This window comes from Brevibacillus dissolubilis (genome assembly GCF_006170445.1).
GTDB classification, from domain to species: Bacteria; Bacillota; Bacilli; order Brevibacillales; family Brevibacillaceae; genus Brevibacillus_B; species Brevibacillus_B dissolubilis.
Window position 1 is genome coordinate 19,167 of record NZ_VCNA01000002.1, and the last position, 15,223, is coordinate 34,389.

Consider the following 15,223-nt stretch of genomic DNA (forward strand, 5'->3'; position numbering starts at 1 on the left):
TAACGACTGGATGCTCTATGAAAAAAGAAAACCACTGCGCCGGGATTCGTCCTGGGCGGTGGTTTGTTAAATACTGATTGATCTATAATATTATAAGAGCAAGTGTTCCAAATCGATTGTCTTAGATCTTCCGCGAATCTGTTAACCCTAAAATTGTTTTTTGTACAATCTGATCGATCAGCTGAGAATTAATTCCACCAGATGTATGATCTTCACTAATGATTAAAATTTTATCATCAACTAAAGTAGCTTCTGTGTGTAAAACAAAACCACTATCCTTATATGCTTGAAGTTTCTTCTCCCATTTTTCACGATAATCTGAAAGTGTCATCATACCAAGATGTTCCCAATAAAAGATTTGACCAGTTTCCAAATTTTCAATAATAAAATCAGGTTTTACTGTCCGTCCATCTCTCATCGTCAATCGGCTCTCATAACCGTATGTAATCCAACCTTCTTTCTCATATTTGTATAAACAGTTAGCAATAATGACTTCACTTTTGGAAATCATGAACTCTCCGCGCTCAGAAACATTGATATAACGGCTGTCTACACGTTTTTTACTAACCTCTTTGATATCAGGCAAGAAGAAGAGATCCGTAAAACGACGAGCTGCCTCAGAAAATTCATCTGTAGTATAGCGCAAATAATTATGGAAATCTCCTTGATGCATAATTATTATTTTCTTTTCTTGGCGGGTTAAAGCTGTGTAAAGCAGTTCTCGTGAAAGAAGTTGGGACTCCGGGAGAATAAAAAAGACTGTCTCAAATCCACTGCCTTGTGACTTATGCACACTAATGCAGTAAGCCAATTCCATGGGATAGTTCCCTTCTTCTGATAGTTGATTAGGATAGTAGACATAGCTATAACCAGGTTGTGTAGAATAAGCAATCTCGACTGGAGGCTCTCCCTTATTGGTGTTATTTTTACCCAGAAATTTTCCAGTGACAATTCCAATTTCACCATTTGCTATGTAGCATAATGCAGAATTTTTTTGGGTGTACGGATGGATAGACCCTTTCCATGTGCTATTTCGGAGATTTATTACTTTGTCACCATAAACAATATTGTCAGAACCTTTAGGCTTAGCAATTTTTCGCTTTGTATAATGTTTCGTTTCCGATTGTAAATTATGGGCCAAATCAATAAATGATTGCCGATATGTTGTTTGAATGAATTTATTAATCTCTTTCACGCCAAATCCGTAACCGTTCACTGGAGATAGAACTTGCCATTTCTCTATCTTTTTTTCTGCATTGTTTACATTAAAATATATATATCCATTTGAGTCGGTACCGCCAATTGATATGTTAAAATCATATGACTCATTCCCTGGTGTGAACAATAGTTCTTCCCTCAATACATCTTTTAGCTTCTCGCGTAAATCGGAACTGTCATACCATTTGACAAGTCTCAAGTTACTTTGTTTTGTACCTTGTTGCTCATTCGAATATTTCTCGAGAAATTCCTCGATTACACTCTTGTCCTTCTCGTCTGTAAAGCAACGACTCAATACCACATCTGAGCGTTCAGACTGTTCCTCTCTATTCGATTCTTGACGTAAAATTTGCACCAACTCAGCATAAGCAGGTCCTGTTATTGTTCCGTTTTGTCCAATTTTATTCGGTTTAAATAAGTGAACTAAATCCATAAAAGGTTTACCCGTTCCTATAGGTGGAAGTTGTCGATAGTCCCCAACGAGGATAAGACGCTCATATGCACCCAACGCATCTAGAAGAGCTCCAAGCTGATCTTCCGATAGCATTGAGGCTTCATCTACAATAATAGTACGGGCTCCGGTATATTTTGCTGCATCAGGATTCAGATGATATATTCCTGTCTTGTAATCATAGCGTTTATGCTTTGTAAGGAATTGTGCAACTGTTTGTGCATCAAACCCAAGCTTGACCCTTGCCTTGCCGGTTGGTGCAAGTTTAAGAACCCCCTTTTCTTTAATACCTGGGATATTTTCAAAAATTTTCAATAAAGTTGTTTTTCCCGATCCTGCTGGACCTATTAACAAAGAAAAACGGTAGTTACACAAAATACGGAGTGCTTCTGCTTTCTCCTGACGTGCTAGAATATCCTTTGAAGATGTTTCTTCCTTTTGAATATAGTTATTCACTAAGTAGTTCCAATCATGTTGGATAGAGAATGTACGTTGCTCAATGATCGACTTGTTAATACGTCTAGTAATAACTGCTTTGACATCTACCAATCTTCTTAGTTTAAAAAAAGATATCGGCTGGATCTCATTCTTAGGAATATGCACAACTTCTTGTTGTAAAAAATTATTATCCACATACGCTTGTAATAAGTCAGAGTTCACCCTACAGGGGGGAGCAAGAGTTAATTGCTCAATTCTCTCCATTAATTCTTGTTCAGGTAGCAACGAGTGACCAGAAGTAGCAGCTTCTTCCAAGAGAGAAACAAGTAAGGCTCTGACTCGGCGTTCGTCTAAATCATCTGTTAGGGCAGTTGGCCGAGGCAGTGGAAAAGCGAGACGTACCTTGTCTACAGGGAGAACTGCTTTATCTATTTTCGAAAAGGCTAAAGCATATTCTGTTCGACGGGTTTGTTCAAATAATAAATACGGATTATCAAGGATTTGTTCTATTTTCGGTTCAAACTGTTTTATAACATCGGCGGCTTGTTGATTGTCCAGTTGACAGCGACTGAGCAGTTGTAGAAATTGCTTTTTTGTTTCTTTGGCTGCCATCCATAAACGTTTATTAGATCCATTATAAAGTTTTTGACCAATGCTCCCCAAGATACTACCGGGATTGCTTATTTCTTGGTCTAATATCTCCCATGGATTTTTTTTGAGGAGGTCGCCATAAGTCTCATATATGTGTTTTTCAATTTCCCAAGCTAGTTGTAGCCCATCACAGAAACCAAATGCCGCCAAAACAGCCCCCATTCCAGGATACCCTCCACGCATGTCCCATAACTCAGACACTCTGTCTTCTATCCATTTTAACTCATAGGTGAAATCGATTTCTAATACTTTTGAAGTGTTTTTCAATGCAGTTGCCATAGCAAAAAGTGAATCAATAGCTGTATCATGTTCCACCAACTCGGATGAATAAGAAAACTCCAAAAAATCAGGTGCAACTGCGATTAATTCTCGATAGTTAAGATCCGAGTCTGTCTTCTTTTGATAATCCAAAATTTCATGGTATGGCATCAAGAACCCTTCTGGATTGTTATTAGTGAGAGTGTGTCCAATACAGCGATCCCATACAAAACTACGGTGACCTCTGTACCCTTCTGGATAACGATAAGGTACGATCTTTCCAACTTCTCGTACACAGGCCACGCCGACAATGATCCGTTCACTAGGTTCTGATAAAGGAGTATGTTTAGCATAGAAAAAGATCAACGAACGATGTGGTTGTAATGAATTAAAGAAAGAATCCAGCAAAATTTGCTGATTATCAGGATGTTGGACCCAAACGTTCCCCTCAAAACCCAGTGCTACGCTTTCCTCTTTGCTCGGATCGTAGAGAAGTCCAAACTGCTTTGCTTTAGAGGATTCATGAGTAGATGGATCTTTCATCATCCATAAGAATGGTACAGCGTTAAATGAGTATGGCTTGTGATGAAAAATTCCTGGTTGAAAATCATTAAATAGTTTATTGAACTTTTGCCAGGCGTGAGGTATTAATCTAGTATATTCATGTGGGGAAAGAAATGTCCCCTTTTCAGAAAGACAAGCAAGATCGGACGGATTTTCCCATTCCGAAATTAATACTCCTTCCGACTTCTTTTCGTGATCGGGATCTTTAGTAGAATCAATTTTAGGCAATATTCTGCAAAATGAATTATCCACTACATTACAGCACACTGTACCGTTCCATTTGTTATCATGCCAAGGAACCCTCGCTGAAAGATGTTTTAAAGGTAGAGTACACATAATTAAGCATCCTTTCATTAAAAATACGTAATTATTTAAAAATTTTGTAGTTGTTCAACCATTTTCGGGACCCATCTTACTTTTCTCGTTAAAGGATGATGATAGAATAATTCAGATTCATCGGAAGAGATCCCAATAGTAATATGATTATTAATTAACATTAAACAACGCTCTGCATATTTTTTCGTGTAAGAGTTTGTTCCCCAAGCCAAAATAATTGGAACTTTGCAGTTAATAAGAGCATGATTTCTTTCATCTTTTCTTTGGGATGAAAAGATAGAGTGTAACATACAAAGAGTATCGTGTTCAAATTTTCCAATTTTCTTTCCTAATTCTCTACTATCTTTTTCTCGTATGTCGGATAAATTTATTATTCTTATATGATTCCATCGTTTATTATTCATAATTTGCATAATTTGTGTTTGTGTCTTGTCTGGTACCGCAGTGACCAAAGTTTTTGTTTGAAAGTTGATATTAAAGTTTTCTACGTCTATTATTTCGGGTCGAGAGTCCAAAGGAATAGAAGCCCCAGGATTCATCATAATGGCAATGGCGTCAGGTTTAGTAGTAGATATCTTAGACTTTGATATACGATAATCGTTTCGTACGATTTCAAGTACACTCCTGCATTCTATAAGTTTTTTTCCATCTAAATGTAAATCATAAAAATGACCATAACAAAAAAACTCAGATTGAATAGACATATGTTCACTCCTGTTTCAGATAAGGGAAGAATACAATGTAAATTTTACCATAGTAATCGTCTGATTTCTTCCCTATGATGAACTATAATTACTTAGAAGGTAGCGTATAACGAAGAGAAACGCCCATTACTATCAGGGCGTCTCGGTCTTCTATATATTAATAATCCTCTATCACTCACTGCCGCTTCATCCAATAAAGCGACTCCCCCCATCGACGCTCCATCTGATAGATCCGTCGTCTTGCTTCCGAATAATACTCATATGCTCCCAGTAATTTTTCACTATAAGCAGCCAATGCCGACGTGTCACCGCTCAAATACCCGACAATCGCTTGGGCCGCATCTCTCCCCCCGGCTAGTGCCAAGGTAATCCCGTGTGAGGATACCGGATCATACGCCATCGCCGCATCACCTGTAGCCAGCCAGTTGGCACCGTGGCAGGATTCCAGATGGCTGCTGTCGATCGCCACCGCGTATGGATCGCTGATCAGTTGGTATCCTCCGTACCCGACGCGCTCTCGGGTATAGCGGGTCTGTTCGAGCAATGCCTGCCACTCGTACCGGGCCAACAACGCTTTGGTGTCATGGAGGTCGGGATCGGTCATGAAGACAGTCACCAGCCTTTGGTTCGGCAAGGGTGCGGTATACCACCAGCCTGTCTCGACCGCTTCGATCAGGCTGGTCGAATCCACCGGGGTCAGGTCTGTCGTCTTCTGCAAAAAGGCGATGATCCCGATCTGGCGGTCTTCTACCACTCGCTTCTGGTTTTGTTTACGCGCGAACCAGCCTGGCCTGCCTGTCGCATCGACGGTGAAGCGGGCCGTGATTCCGCGGTCGCCCAAGGTGAGCTGCCACTTTTGATCATCATGCCAGACGGGGCTGACGGTTTCCGCTGTATGCTCGACTACGACGCCAAGGGATGTGGCCCGCTCCTGCATGCGCTGCTCGAACAGTTGGCGGTTGATGTGCCAGGCGTGTCCGTTCGGATCTTGGATAAAATCATGGTAGTGAAGGTCGGGTGATCCCCAGCTTGATTTGTTACCATAACATTTATTATGGTTATCTTTTTTGAATGTCTCCCATAATCCCAATTGCTTCAACAGCGGAACAGAAGAAGGAGAGAGGCTCTCGCCGATCCTCTCCCTTTTTGGCATCTGACGTCCGATGATTCTGGAACGAATGCCCAGCTCAGCCAGCTTGATCGCTGTCGCCAGACCTGCGGGACCGCCGCCTAGGATTAATACATCTGTCTCTATCTTGTTCACGGATTATTCGCTCTCTTCTGTCGGAGAAATTTGGCGTCCAGTCTCCACCCAGATCTTTTGCGGGAACATCGAGGTATGCTCTGGGCCGGGACGGCTGGTGATGATGCCTACTTGGTTCCACTGGCTGATGAATTTTTTGATACCCGTTACGTAGTTCAGGCTTTTCGCCGGGTTGCCTGTCGTGTATTGAATGCCGCGGAGCCATTTTTGACGGGTAGCCGGACTGAATGCTTGGATTTTGTCTGCCTTGGTGTTGGTTCCATCCATGATGATCTGGTAGTTCGCTTCGGTCAGCACGTCATTAGGGACGCGGGCTGGCCAGAATGTCGGCAGATATTCACCACTGAATGCGCGATAGGCAGACAGGCAGCTCGATGTATCGGTCTGCCATGGGACAGCCATCCAGCGGGTAATGTCACCTGCGTAGCTTCCATCGAGCGGGCCGCCTTCCCCTAGAGCGATCGGTGAGGTCAGGGTGCTGCCAAAGTCCAGCTGGCGAGCATTGCGGCGTTTGATGCGGAATGGTTCACTGAACATCATGGAATGACGCATCGGCCAGGTGAATTCGCATCCCGGATGGAACGGCCCGCCCATCGTCTCATCCAATGCTGCGCGGTCCAGACCGTGTGCACGTTCGGCTGGAGTCATCTCGTCCCATGTCTTGACCTTCGGCAGACCGTCTGAGATGAAGTCGCCCATCGCCCATTGCTTGAGCCATTGGTATTGGGATGGCAGGATCGACATCCATTCACGCGGGTCAGTGCTGGTCGGTACCAGTGTCGCACCGTCACCATAGATACCCGGCCACGCATCCGCTTGCTGATAGGATGCATGCGGATTGCGGAATCTCGTAAAAATCGATTGGCGAAGTGCCAGTTTGTCATCGCTTGGGTCATTGAGCTGTGCCACGAAGTCAGAGTTGGTGAAATCAAGCGGGCTTCCCCAGCCGAATTCTTCGGCAAACCCGGCATTCACCCATTGATAGTCACTGAAGCGTTTGAGGATCGGATAAATATGCTGCGAGAAGGTCGGACGCTTCGGCTTCGTGTTCGGATCGAGCTCAAACCCGGCTTCTTGCATGAGATCATAGCCAGTGATAATCGCTTGTACCCCCGGCGTATAGTCAGGCGGGCCGACGAGCACCCATGCACCTTTTGCTTCGAACACCTGCCCATTGAGGACGACCGTAGCATCGACAGGCCCATCGCTGACATCGTCGTGCCACCCGTCATTGTTGGCAAAAGTGGTAGGGTCACCGCCGACCGTTGCGGATTTTCCGTATCCCCCGAGGAAGATCAGGTGCCCGTTCTCATCGGTACGCAGTTCACCCAAGTAGACCTGCTGATCGAAAAATTGGCCTTTGTCAAATGCATATCGGCTTTGTGAACCGTCTGTATTGGTATTTTTGCCGCTGATCGTGATTTTTCCCGGATCGATGATCAATGGTGTACGGGCTTGATTGGCGTTGCGCAGTGTGCTTGCTGTCGCAGGAACTCCCGGTAATTGTCCCATGGCTGCCGGAATATCGAGTGCCAGGTCAAAATCATACCAGGCGGCTTTGACATTGGAGACATGGACAGACCAGGTGATCTCAGCTTGATCGGCGGTGATTTCTTGGACGATTTCGCCTTTGCGGTTACGGCCAAACAGTCGGAAGCGTGCCCCCTGACGCTTGATGCAGCCTGTGCTGTCGCGGTAGTCTTGGGGATCGATCTGGTGCACACCCGGAATCTCCGGCCCGAGGAAGTATTCGCTCTCACTGTTCCCTACACGCGCAATCCCGATCGCTGGATGAATCACCACGTCAACAATCTGATTGTCCTGTACCTGTATCGGTTGTTTCAGGCTGCGTGGTTGGTTCGGTTCGACGATCGGAACGCCATTTTCGTAGCGTCGCACCTCGGCAGAGGCTTTGTACACGACTTTACGCGCTTCGCTGATGCTGCCGATTGGGGTATGCTCCGGCAGGACACGCCATGTGTTAAACGAAAGATTTTCGCCGTATTCCTGCTGTCCCTGTGCATCAATGTCTTGCTTATGCAGGACGAGTGTCGCCACATGGATCGGCTCGGATTCGCTCTCGTCCCAAGCGACGGTGGCTTGGTCGAGTGGCATCGTCCCATCATTGGTGCGGAGCTGGATGTGAAAATGGAGGGCGACCTCTTCGGTGAGCAGGCGTTTTTTCAGCTCATCGTGCAGGTAGTTGGGATTGGTCGTATCGACGGTTACCTCTGTCGGAACAGCCGGAGTAATCTTATATTTCACGTACTGATTCGGGCCAAAGGCAAACGGCAGGATGCTCCAGTAGGAGGCGTTGAGCACGCTTTTTTCCAGCTTGTTCATCTCGTTGACGATCTGTTCGGTTCTGGGATGGGCGGCGTAGTAGCTGTCGAGTTCACCGTTTTGGCCTGCGTATGTAAACTCGTACATGTCCTTTACCGTATCGACGAAGAACACGTTATTGTTTTGCAAGAGAAAATCGTGGGTGGTGGCATTCTCGTCCCCCTCCAGGATTTTGCGGCCCAGTACGCCGAACAGCTTAATCGCCATGCCGAGCGGTTTACGGATGTCGGCACCTGTCGGGGCTACTTCGTCACTGGAAAAACGCACCCATGCCGGAAACTCCTCATATCCAAATACGCCTACACGCAGCTCCTGCGGCAAATCTGGACAAATCTTGAAGGTTCCGGCTGCACATCCGTGTGTCTTGCGAAATACGGGACGTTGCACAGGGCATTGTCCTTGGGCGATCGCTCTGCCCATCGGCCCATCTACGAACATTTTTTTCAAGCCAGCAATCGGGTCTTCCGTCCCAGATTGGCCGGCCTTGGTTGGATTTTGGTCGCTCATATTACTCCACCTGCTCTCTGAGTATTTATATGGATACTATAGCTTTCAGAGTAGTCATATGACCATTGACCCGAGTCACTTCTTGGGTCATGCCGGTCACTGACTTGGCAGATGGGTGGGGTTGGCGCTGTGCCTCTTTATCCGGGCACTCCCGCAGGCCAATCGGTGATACGGTTAATGATCGTCCACATCAGTGCATCGATATCGGCGCGCATCTGATCCAGTTGTGCATCGTTGCGGGAATTGGCCAGAATTGCCCAGACATACTGATTGTTGGTGCGGACAAGGATCGAAGCCGTACCCGGAAGGTCTCCCAGATGCCAGTAGTTGCCCAGAGCGTTAATAGCCCAGCCCTTCGCGTAATTGGCGGGCGTCATATCAGGTCTGGGTGCAGTCGTCGGCGTGATCATGGTGCCGAGTGTGGCAGGTCTTAGGATGTCTGGGACGGTAGCGAATCCGTCTACACGGAGGGCGAACTTGACGAGGTCTTTGGCAGATGCGATCCAGCCTCCGTGTGCGTCCATACGGGAGACTCGGATCGCGTACGGATTCCACGCCGCGGTCTGCGAATAATAGACGACCTCGTTGGGACGACGCTGTGCCAGAGTGTCACCGGCGATATGCATATCGGTAATGCCACTGGGCGCAAGAACATTCTGTCTGACATAATCCGCATATGTTTGGCCGGAGACTTGTTCAATCACCCGCCCGAGCACCAAATATCCGAAGTTGAGGTATTCAAAACGTGTTCCCGGCGTATGGGTCAAGGGGCGGTTATTCGCCGGATCGAGCATCCACGTGATCAACTCGTCTTGATTGAGGTTAAACATGGTAAACATCGGGTCCTGAGATGTGGCCCAGCCGCTCGTATGCTCCAACAGATGCTGCACGGTGATCTGATTGATGGGAGAATTTGCGGGCAGTGTGCCATAGGTGTTGCCGAGGATGCTGTTGGGGCCGAATACTCTGTCACCCAGATTCAGACGCCCGGCTTCGATCAGTCGAAATACCGCAACCGAGGTGATCGGCTTCGAGACGCTGGCAATCCGGAAGAGATGATTGGTCGTCACCCGTTCATTGGTAGCGGTGTTGGCTAGCCCGAATGCTTGGGACAATACCAATCTCCCCCGATGAGCCAGAGCCAGAGACAATCCCGGTACCCTGTGATTATTCATGAAAGTGGTCACCGTCTGGTCGATGAACGCCTGTTCCGCGTCGGACAGAGACGGTTTGTGCCAGATGGCCGCGTGACGGGCCGTTCCGCGCAATGGATAGCCGCTTACTTTAACCAGACGGAAGCCACGGGCGACCATGGCGTTAAAATCCGCTTGATATTCCGCATCGGTCAAACCATGGCGGCTGAACCAAGTAAGTGCCGGTCCTTGAATCCAGATCGCTGTATAAAAATTCTGACCGCCCACCTCATATCCGCTGACACGCAACAGGATGTAGCCTTCGTTGGCCCACTGGTTAAACTGAGCCTGATACTCGGACGGACTCAGACCGTGACGCGCGACCCAACCGGCGATCGGCGACTTTTCCCAAATCGCGGCAAAACGAGGCTGACCGCCGACAGAGTACCCGCTCACGTCAACAGGATGATACCCTTGTGGAGTCAAGGCGTCGTATTCGGCTTGAAGCTCAGCAGCCGTCAAGCCATGGCGGGCACGAAACGGTGGGCCGTCGGTTTTATGCCAAATCGAGGCATAGCGGGCCTGACCGCCCACCTCATAACCGCTCACCCGAACAGGACGATACCCCTGCCTGGTGAGATCATTAAACAAGGCCTGATGCTCCGCAGCCGACAGCCCATGCCGCGCCTGCCATGCAGGGCCTGGTGATTGTTCCCAGACAGCATCATAGCGGTCAACTCCTCCGACACCATACCCACTCACATCGATCAGCCGATACCCCTGGGAAACCAGTGAGTTAAAGGTGGCTTGATACTGTGCAGCAGTAAGTCCATGACGTGCCTGCCATGCATACGCCATACAAACACCCCTCATAACGTAGTGGTCGCGGGATGAGTCAGGGTTGCAGGATCTGTTAGTTGGATCTGGTAGGTCTTACAGATGTGGTGATCGTCACCGTCTGACTGGAAGCATCCCAATGGACTTGGGCCCCCAACCCTTCGCTTACAAAGCGCAATGGAACCATGGCATAGCCGTTGACCATTTGCGCTGCAATCGGTAAGGTTACGCTCTTGTTGCCAACCTGTGCTTGCTGCTTGTTCATCTGCAGGGAGATTTTCGTCTCTCCCTTCACAGCTGTCACTGTAAGATTGCTGGCATTCCAATCGACCTGTGCACCCAGCTTCTCAAAAATGGCACGCAGCGGAACCAAGGTGTTCCCTCTCTGCACAACAGGAGACTGCTCAAAGATCTGTACTTCGCCATTGATCACGACCCGGATATAGCCCAGCTGAAGCGGGGGAAAGGAGATACCGCTGCCAAAATATGCTTTCCGCTTGTTGGAGATGGCATTGAGACTGTCTTTTCTCTGCTTCAAAATGGCCGCGATGGTCTGATCCTTGCGGGTATTGATTTTGATCAGGGTCTCTTTGCGTTTTTGCGCGATCTTCGCTTGGTAATTCTGTTTCAACGACTCCAGCTTTGAGGTGTACTCCTTGCGTTTTTGCTCGATTCTCTTTTCGGCTTCTCTTTTGGTGATGCTGCCTGATTCGTATAGATCCATGGTGTAGCCAGAGTAGTAAGAGTCCGATTCTTTTTGCAACAGATCCATCGTATATCCGGTGTAGTACGGGTCGACCTCTTTCTGATACAGGTCCATGGTGTAGCCTGTATAGTAAGGATCAATCTCCTTTTCATACAGATCCATGGTATAGCCTGTGTAGTAGGGATCGATGTCTTTTTCATACAGATCCATTGCATATCCTTCGTAGTACGGGTCTATGGTCTTCTCATACAAGTCCATAGCAAATCCGGTATAGTAAGCATCGATATATTTATGGTATTCATTCAACTTTTGGGTATTTCCAACTTTCTTAACCAGTTGATCATAATCTTTTTTCAACAGCTTGCTCAGGGCATTGAGGTCGGATTCGGTCAGTGACTCGATCCGGTTGAACTCGTTCGTCGTTGATTTTCTCAGCATGTCGTAGTCTTTTTTGGTCTTCTCCAGATATTGCTTATAATCTGCTGCTTCCGCCTCTTTGTAGGCCGCAAATTCCTCCTTGACCTCATCCAAAAAATCCCGATCCACATCAGCTGCATGGACAACCGAATGTTGTGAAAAGATGAGCGTGCAAGCCATGCTTACCGCAAGAAAAGAAGGGAGTATTGCTCTTGTCATTTCCAAAACTCCATTTCGTCAGATGATTTCCTACACACTATATACATATACTGGATTCCAAGTGGATGATCTACCTGTTTTGGTGAAAATAGAGCTTCCTGACCAAAAGGAACATGACAAACATACCCTATTTCTTTCTTACGTCTTATTAAAAAGAGTACAGTACAGATTTAAAAGTCCTAGCCTAGTCATTCCTTTTTAGCCACATGGTTGCGCAAGGGAAGCTTGTTTTCCTCAATGCCCTCCACGACCAATCGGGCAATCTGTCTGGCTCCCGCTTCTTGAAAATGGGTGTTGTCCTGTACGCCGTTTGGATAATTCGGATGGACACCGGCATCCAGCCACAAAAAGATAGACTTGGTCTCCTCTGGCCCCAGCTGGTTGTACAATGCCTTGCTTTTGGCGGTCAGGTCGATCAGTGGTACTTGTTCGGCCAGTGCCAGCTCTTTCATCGCGGCCGGATACAGCCCGTGTGAATCTTGGGCAGCTCCGTCAGCGGCAAAGCGTCTTCGCTCCACTGGTGTGACGAGGACGGGGATGGCTCCCTTTTCACGGGCGCCGTCGATATATTGCTTCAGGTAACTTTTGTAGGTGGTGGAAGGCTCGGTGTATCTGGTCGGGTCCTCTTTTTTCTCGTCGTTGTGACCGAATTGGATGAAGAGATAGTCCCCTTTTTCGATCTTGTCCAATATTGTAGTCAGACGCCCTTCGTCGATGAAGCTTTTGGAGCTTCGGCCTGACTCGGCATGGTTTTTCACGATGATTTTGTCATCGAACAGCTTGCCGAATACCTGTCCCCAGCCTGCGCGGGGAGCCAGCTCGGATGAGTAGGTAGAGACGGTCGAATCTCCTGCGAGGTAGACGGAGATGGTATTTTTCCCGTGCTGGCCGTTGTTGTCAGTTCTTGTCATATCGCTGGACGCGGTGGCATGGCCTCCTGTGAAGATCAGGCTGGCGGCTTCTGCTGCCAAAAAGCCTGACAGATCCGTCCAGCCTACTATGGAGATTGTTTGTGATTTTTATGAGTTTTGATGGTATACTTATACGATCAAATATTTCGTCAGAAAGAAGTGCCTACACCATGATCTTCGAATATGTATCCAAGTTTATCCTCGGGGGCTGTATTCTCGCGCTCGCCACTTACTTGAGCAAATCGAATAATGTGTTCCTCTCCGGTGTGATTACAACTCTGCCCATTATGACTCTCGCGAATATGTCCTTGCAGATGAAGTATATGGACGATCAAAAATTTCATCTGGCACAGAAAAGCGGTATTTTCGGTGCGCTCGGCCTGGTTTTATTCGTCGGCTGTGTGTTCTTGTTGACCAATTGGACAAGACCACTGTATGCCGTGCTGATCTCGTTGGTCATTTTTGTGATATACATGGCGCTGTATAAATACCTTTCCTGATCGGCTTGGCATCCGGAGCAACCGATCATAGAAAAAGGAGGAGCATTACTATCATGCTCCTCCTTTTCTTTTCATTAATAAGTCGGCCAACCGCTGGCATCCCAATAGAGATCATTGATCAAAAGCTTCGGCTTGCCCCCGTCGTTGGCATCATAAGCATGTCTCACAATCATGTTGTTGTTATATACATCTTGATGCCCTGGGCCCCTCCATTGCACATTACCGGAGTCAAGGATCGTCCCCCCGTTGTTCATCATACTGACCCCGTTTTTATCCACGTATGGGCCTGTGATGCTGGTAGAACGTCCGTAGACCATCTTGTAGGTACTGTCCACTCCCTTGCAGCAATAGTCAATAGAGGCGAACAGATAGTAGTAACCGTTCCGGTATGTAATCGTCGGGGCCTCAATCGCTCCACCGTTCACCGTTCTTTTGGCGATCGAATAGATCGTTCCTGTAGGCTTCATCGTATTCGGATCAAGCTTCACGACCTTCAAGCCACTGCCAAAAGAGCCGAATGACAACCACGGCTGTCCGTTCGCATCAATCGTCAGATTCGGGTCGATGGCATTGTAATCATTGCCTTCTTGTGTCGTACGGATCACTAATCCGTCATCCCGCCATTGACCAGCACCGATGCTGTGCGTAGAGGTCAGGCCGATCAGCGAGGTGCGGGAGCCAAAGGTAGAGATGGAATAGTAGAGCCAGTATCTGCCGTTGAAATAATGGATATCAGGTGCCCACACATCGTTGTTGGTGTGATTCGGTACGTAGTTTTTCCACCAGGACAGTGGCTGCAGGAAGATTTGCGGGGTTCTGTACCAATTCGTCCCGTTATCGGATCGGAGGACTTGCAGCCCTGTCCCCGTCGAGAAGGTGTACCAAGCGGTTCCTTCCTTGATGATAGATGGGTCGTGTACATTGGTATCCCCTGTCAGATTCCAAAAGGATGCGTAAGCGGGTACGGCGCAGCTGAGAACCGCTGTGAAAAGGGCAAGACCCATGCTTTTTTTGCTGAACATTTTTACCATGATCGGTACCTCGATTCGATTGAAATTTGTGGATGAACCATTTGATGGACGATAGGTCGGAAGCACCAAAAGAACACGGTCTGCTATGCCTGCACATTTGCTTTATACGCTCTCGCTTTTTCCGTGATCAAATCGTAATTGCCTGTCTTCACCGCTTCTTTGGTCAGGTCACTGCCGATACCGACTGCGACAGCACCGGCTGCGAGCCATTCATGGATATTCTCCAGATGGACGCCACCGGTCGGCATGATGTTCGCCTGTGGGATCGGCCCTTTGATCGCGGAGATCATACGGGGCCCGCTGATTTCGCCGGGGAATAGCTTGATGATATCTGCGCCATTTTCCAAGCCCTCTACGACATCCTTGATCGTCATCGCGCCGGGAATTACAGGGATCTGATAACGGTTGCAGTTGCGGATCACTTCTGGATTGAGATACGGAGTCACGATGAACTGCGCCCCAGCCAAAATCGCGATCCGAGCCGTCTCCGTATCGAGTACCGTACCCGCCCCAATGATCACATCGTCACGCCCTGCATAGTGGGAGGTCAGATTCTCCAGACACTTGACGACAGATGGGACGGTAAATGTCACCTCAATCGCATTAAGACCGCCCTCGATACACTTGTGGGCAAAAAGCTCCACCTGCTCCGCTGAATCTCCCCGCAGTACGCCCACGATCTTTTGCTCGACGATGCTGTTGATGATCTGCCATTTTTTCATGGTCATGAATGGT

At 47.7% G+C, this 15,223-nt stretch carries 10 protein-coding genes; 1 reads left to right on the forward strand and 9 read right to left on the reverse strand.

Annotated features, from left to right (window positions below):
- Window positions 1-121: 121 nt before the first annotated feature.
- From FGI41_RS02705 to FGI41_RS02735, 7 genes are all read right to left on the reverse strand, one after another.
- Entirely contained in the window at window positions 122-3,916 is a 3,795-nt protein-coding gene (locus FGI41_RS02705) for an AAA family ATPase (RefSeq protein WP_176560093.1), read from the reverse strand.
- A 35-nt stretch (window positions 3,917-3,951) separates the two neighbouring features.
- Window positions 3,952-4,620 carry a DUF1643 domain-containing protein gene (locus tag FGI41_RS02710; protein ID WP_255298288.1) on the reverse strand — a complete coding sequence of 223 codons (669 nt, stop codon included), beginning with the start codon at window positions 4,618-4,620 and terminating at the stop codon, window positions 3,952-3,954.
- Window positions 4,621-4,795: 175 nt separating this feature from the next.
- Window positions 4,796-5,884, reverse strand: coding sequence for an NAD(P)/FAD-dependent oxidoreductase (locus tag FGI41_RS02715; protein WP_139488397.1), 1,089 nt, complete (start codon window positions 5,882-5,884; stop codon window positions 4,796-4,798).
- Between the two features lie 3 nt (window positions 5,885-5,887).
- Entirely contained in the window at window positions 5,888-8,734 is a 2,847-nt protein-coding gene (locus tag FGI41_RS02720) for a LodA/GoxA family CTQ-dependent oxidase (RefSeq protein WP_139488399.1), read from the reverse strand.
- Window positions 8,735-8,871: 137 nt separating this feature from the next.
- Window positions 8,872-10,725: a serine hydrolase gene (locus tag FGI41_RS02725; RefSeq protein ID WP_139488400.1), complete on the reverse strand. Its 1,854-nt coding sequence runs from the start codon at window positions 10,723-10,725 to the stop codon at window positions 8,872-8,874.
- Window positions 10,726-10,780: 55 nt separating this feature from the next.
- Window positions 10,781-12,046: a copper amine oxidase N-terminal domain-containing protein gene (locus tag FGI41_RS02730; protein ID WP_139488402.1), complete on the reverse strand. Its 1,266-nt coding sequence runs from the start codon at window positions 12,044-12,046 to the stop codon at window positions 10,781-10,783.
- Between the two features lie 188 nt (window positions 12,047-12,234).
- Window positions 12,235-12,957, reverse strand: coding sequence for a rhamnogalacturonan acetylesterase (locus tag FGI41_RS02735; protein ID WP_139489019.1), 723 nt, complete (start codon window positions 12,955-12,957; stop codon window positions 12,235-12,237).
- A 170-nt stretch (window positions 12,958-13,127) separates the two neighbouring features.
- Between FGI41_RS02735 and FGI41_RS02740 the strand changes: the two genes are divergently transcribed.
- Window positions 13,128-13,457 carry a DUF3147 family protein gene (locus FGI41_RS02740; protein WP_139488404.1) on the forward strand — a complete coding sequence of 110 codons (330 nt, stop codon included), beginning with the start codon at window positions 13,128-13,130 and terminating at the stop codon, window positions 13,455-13,457.
- 74 nt (window positions 13,458-13,531) lie between these two features.
- On the opposite strand, the gene abnA is transcribed toward FGI41_RS02740, so the two are convergent.
- Window positions 13,532-14,461, reverse strand: coding sequence for an arabinan endo-1,5-alpha-L-arabinosidase AbnA (gene abnA / locus FGI41_RS02745; protein WP_255298338.1), 930 nt, complete (start codon window positions 14,459-14,461; stop codon window positions 13,532-13,534).
- Between the two features lie 110 nt (window positions 14,462-14,571).
- Entirely contained in the window at window positions 14,572-15,210 is a 639-nt protein-coding gene (locus FGI41_RS02750) for a bifunctional 2-keto-4-hydroxyglutarate aldolase/2-keto-3-deoxy-6-phosphogluconate aldolase (protein ID WP_139489020.1), read from the reverse strand.
- Window positions 15,211-15,223 lie beyond the last annotated feature (13 nt).

Bases quoted from the DNA above. Each gene is read 5' to 3' on its own strand.
- FGI41_RS02705 (WP_176560093.1), bottom strand. From the start codon at position 3,916: ATGTGTACTCTACCTTTAAAACATCTTTCAGCGAGGGTTCCTTGGCAT.
- FGI41_RS02710 (WP_255298288.1), bottom strand. From the start codon at position 4,620: ATGTCTATTCAATCTGAGTTTTTTTGTTATGGTCATTTTTATGATTTA.
- FGI41_RS02720 (WP_139488399.1), bottom strand. From the start codon at position 8,734: ATGAGCGACCAAAATCCAACCAAGGCCGGCCAATCTGGGACGGAAGAC.
- FGI41_RS02725 (WP_139488400.1), bottom strand. From the start codon at position 10,725: ATGGCGTATGCATGGCAGGCACGTCATGGACTTACTGCTGCACAGTAT.
- FGI41_RS02730 (WP_139488402.1), bottom strand. From the start codon at position 12,046: ATGACAAGAGCAATACTCCCTTCTTTTCTTGCGGTAAGCATGGCTTGC.
- FGI41_RS02735 (WP_139489019.1), bottom strand. From the start codon at position 12,957: ATGACAAGAACTGACAACAACGGCCAGCACGGGAAAAATACCATCTCC.
- FGI41_RS02740 (WP_139488404.1), top strand. From the start codon at position 13,128: ATGATCTTCGAATATGTATCCAAGTTTATCCTCGGGGGCTGTATTCTC.
- abnA (WP_255298338.1), bottom strand. From the start codon at position 14,461: ATGGGTCTTGCCCTTTTCACAGCGGTTCTCAGCTGCGCCGTACCCGCT.
- FGI41_RS02750 (WP_139489020.1), bottom strand. From the start codon at position 15,210: ATGAAAAAATGGCAGATCATCAACAGCATCGTCGAGCAAAAGATCGTG.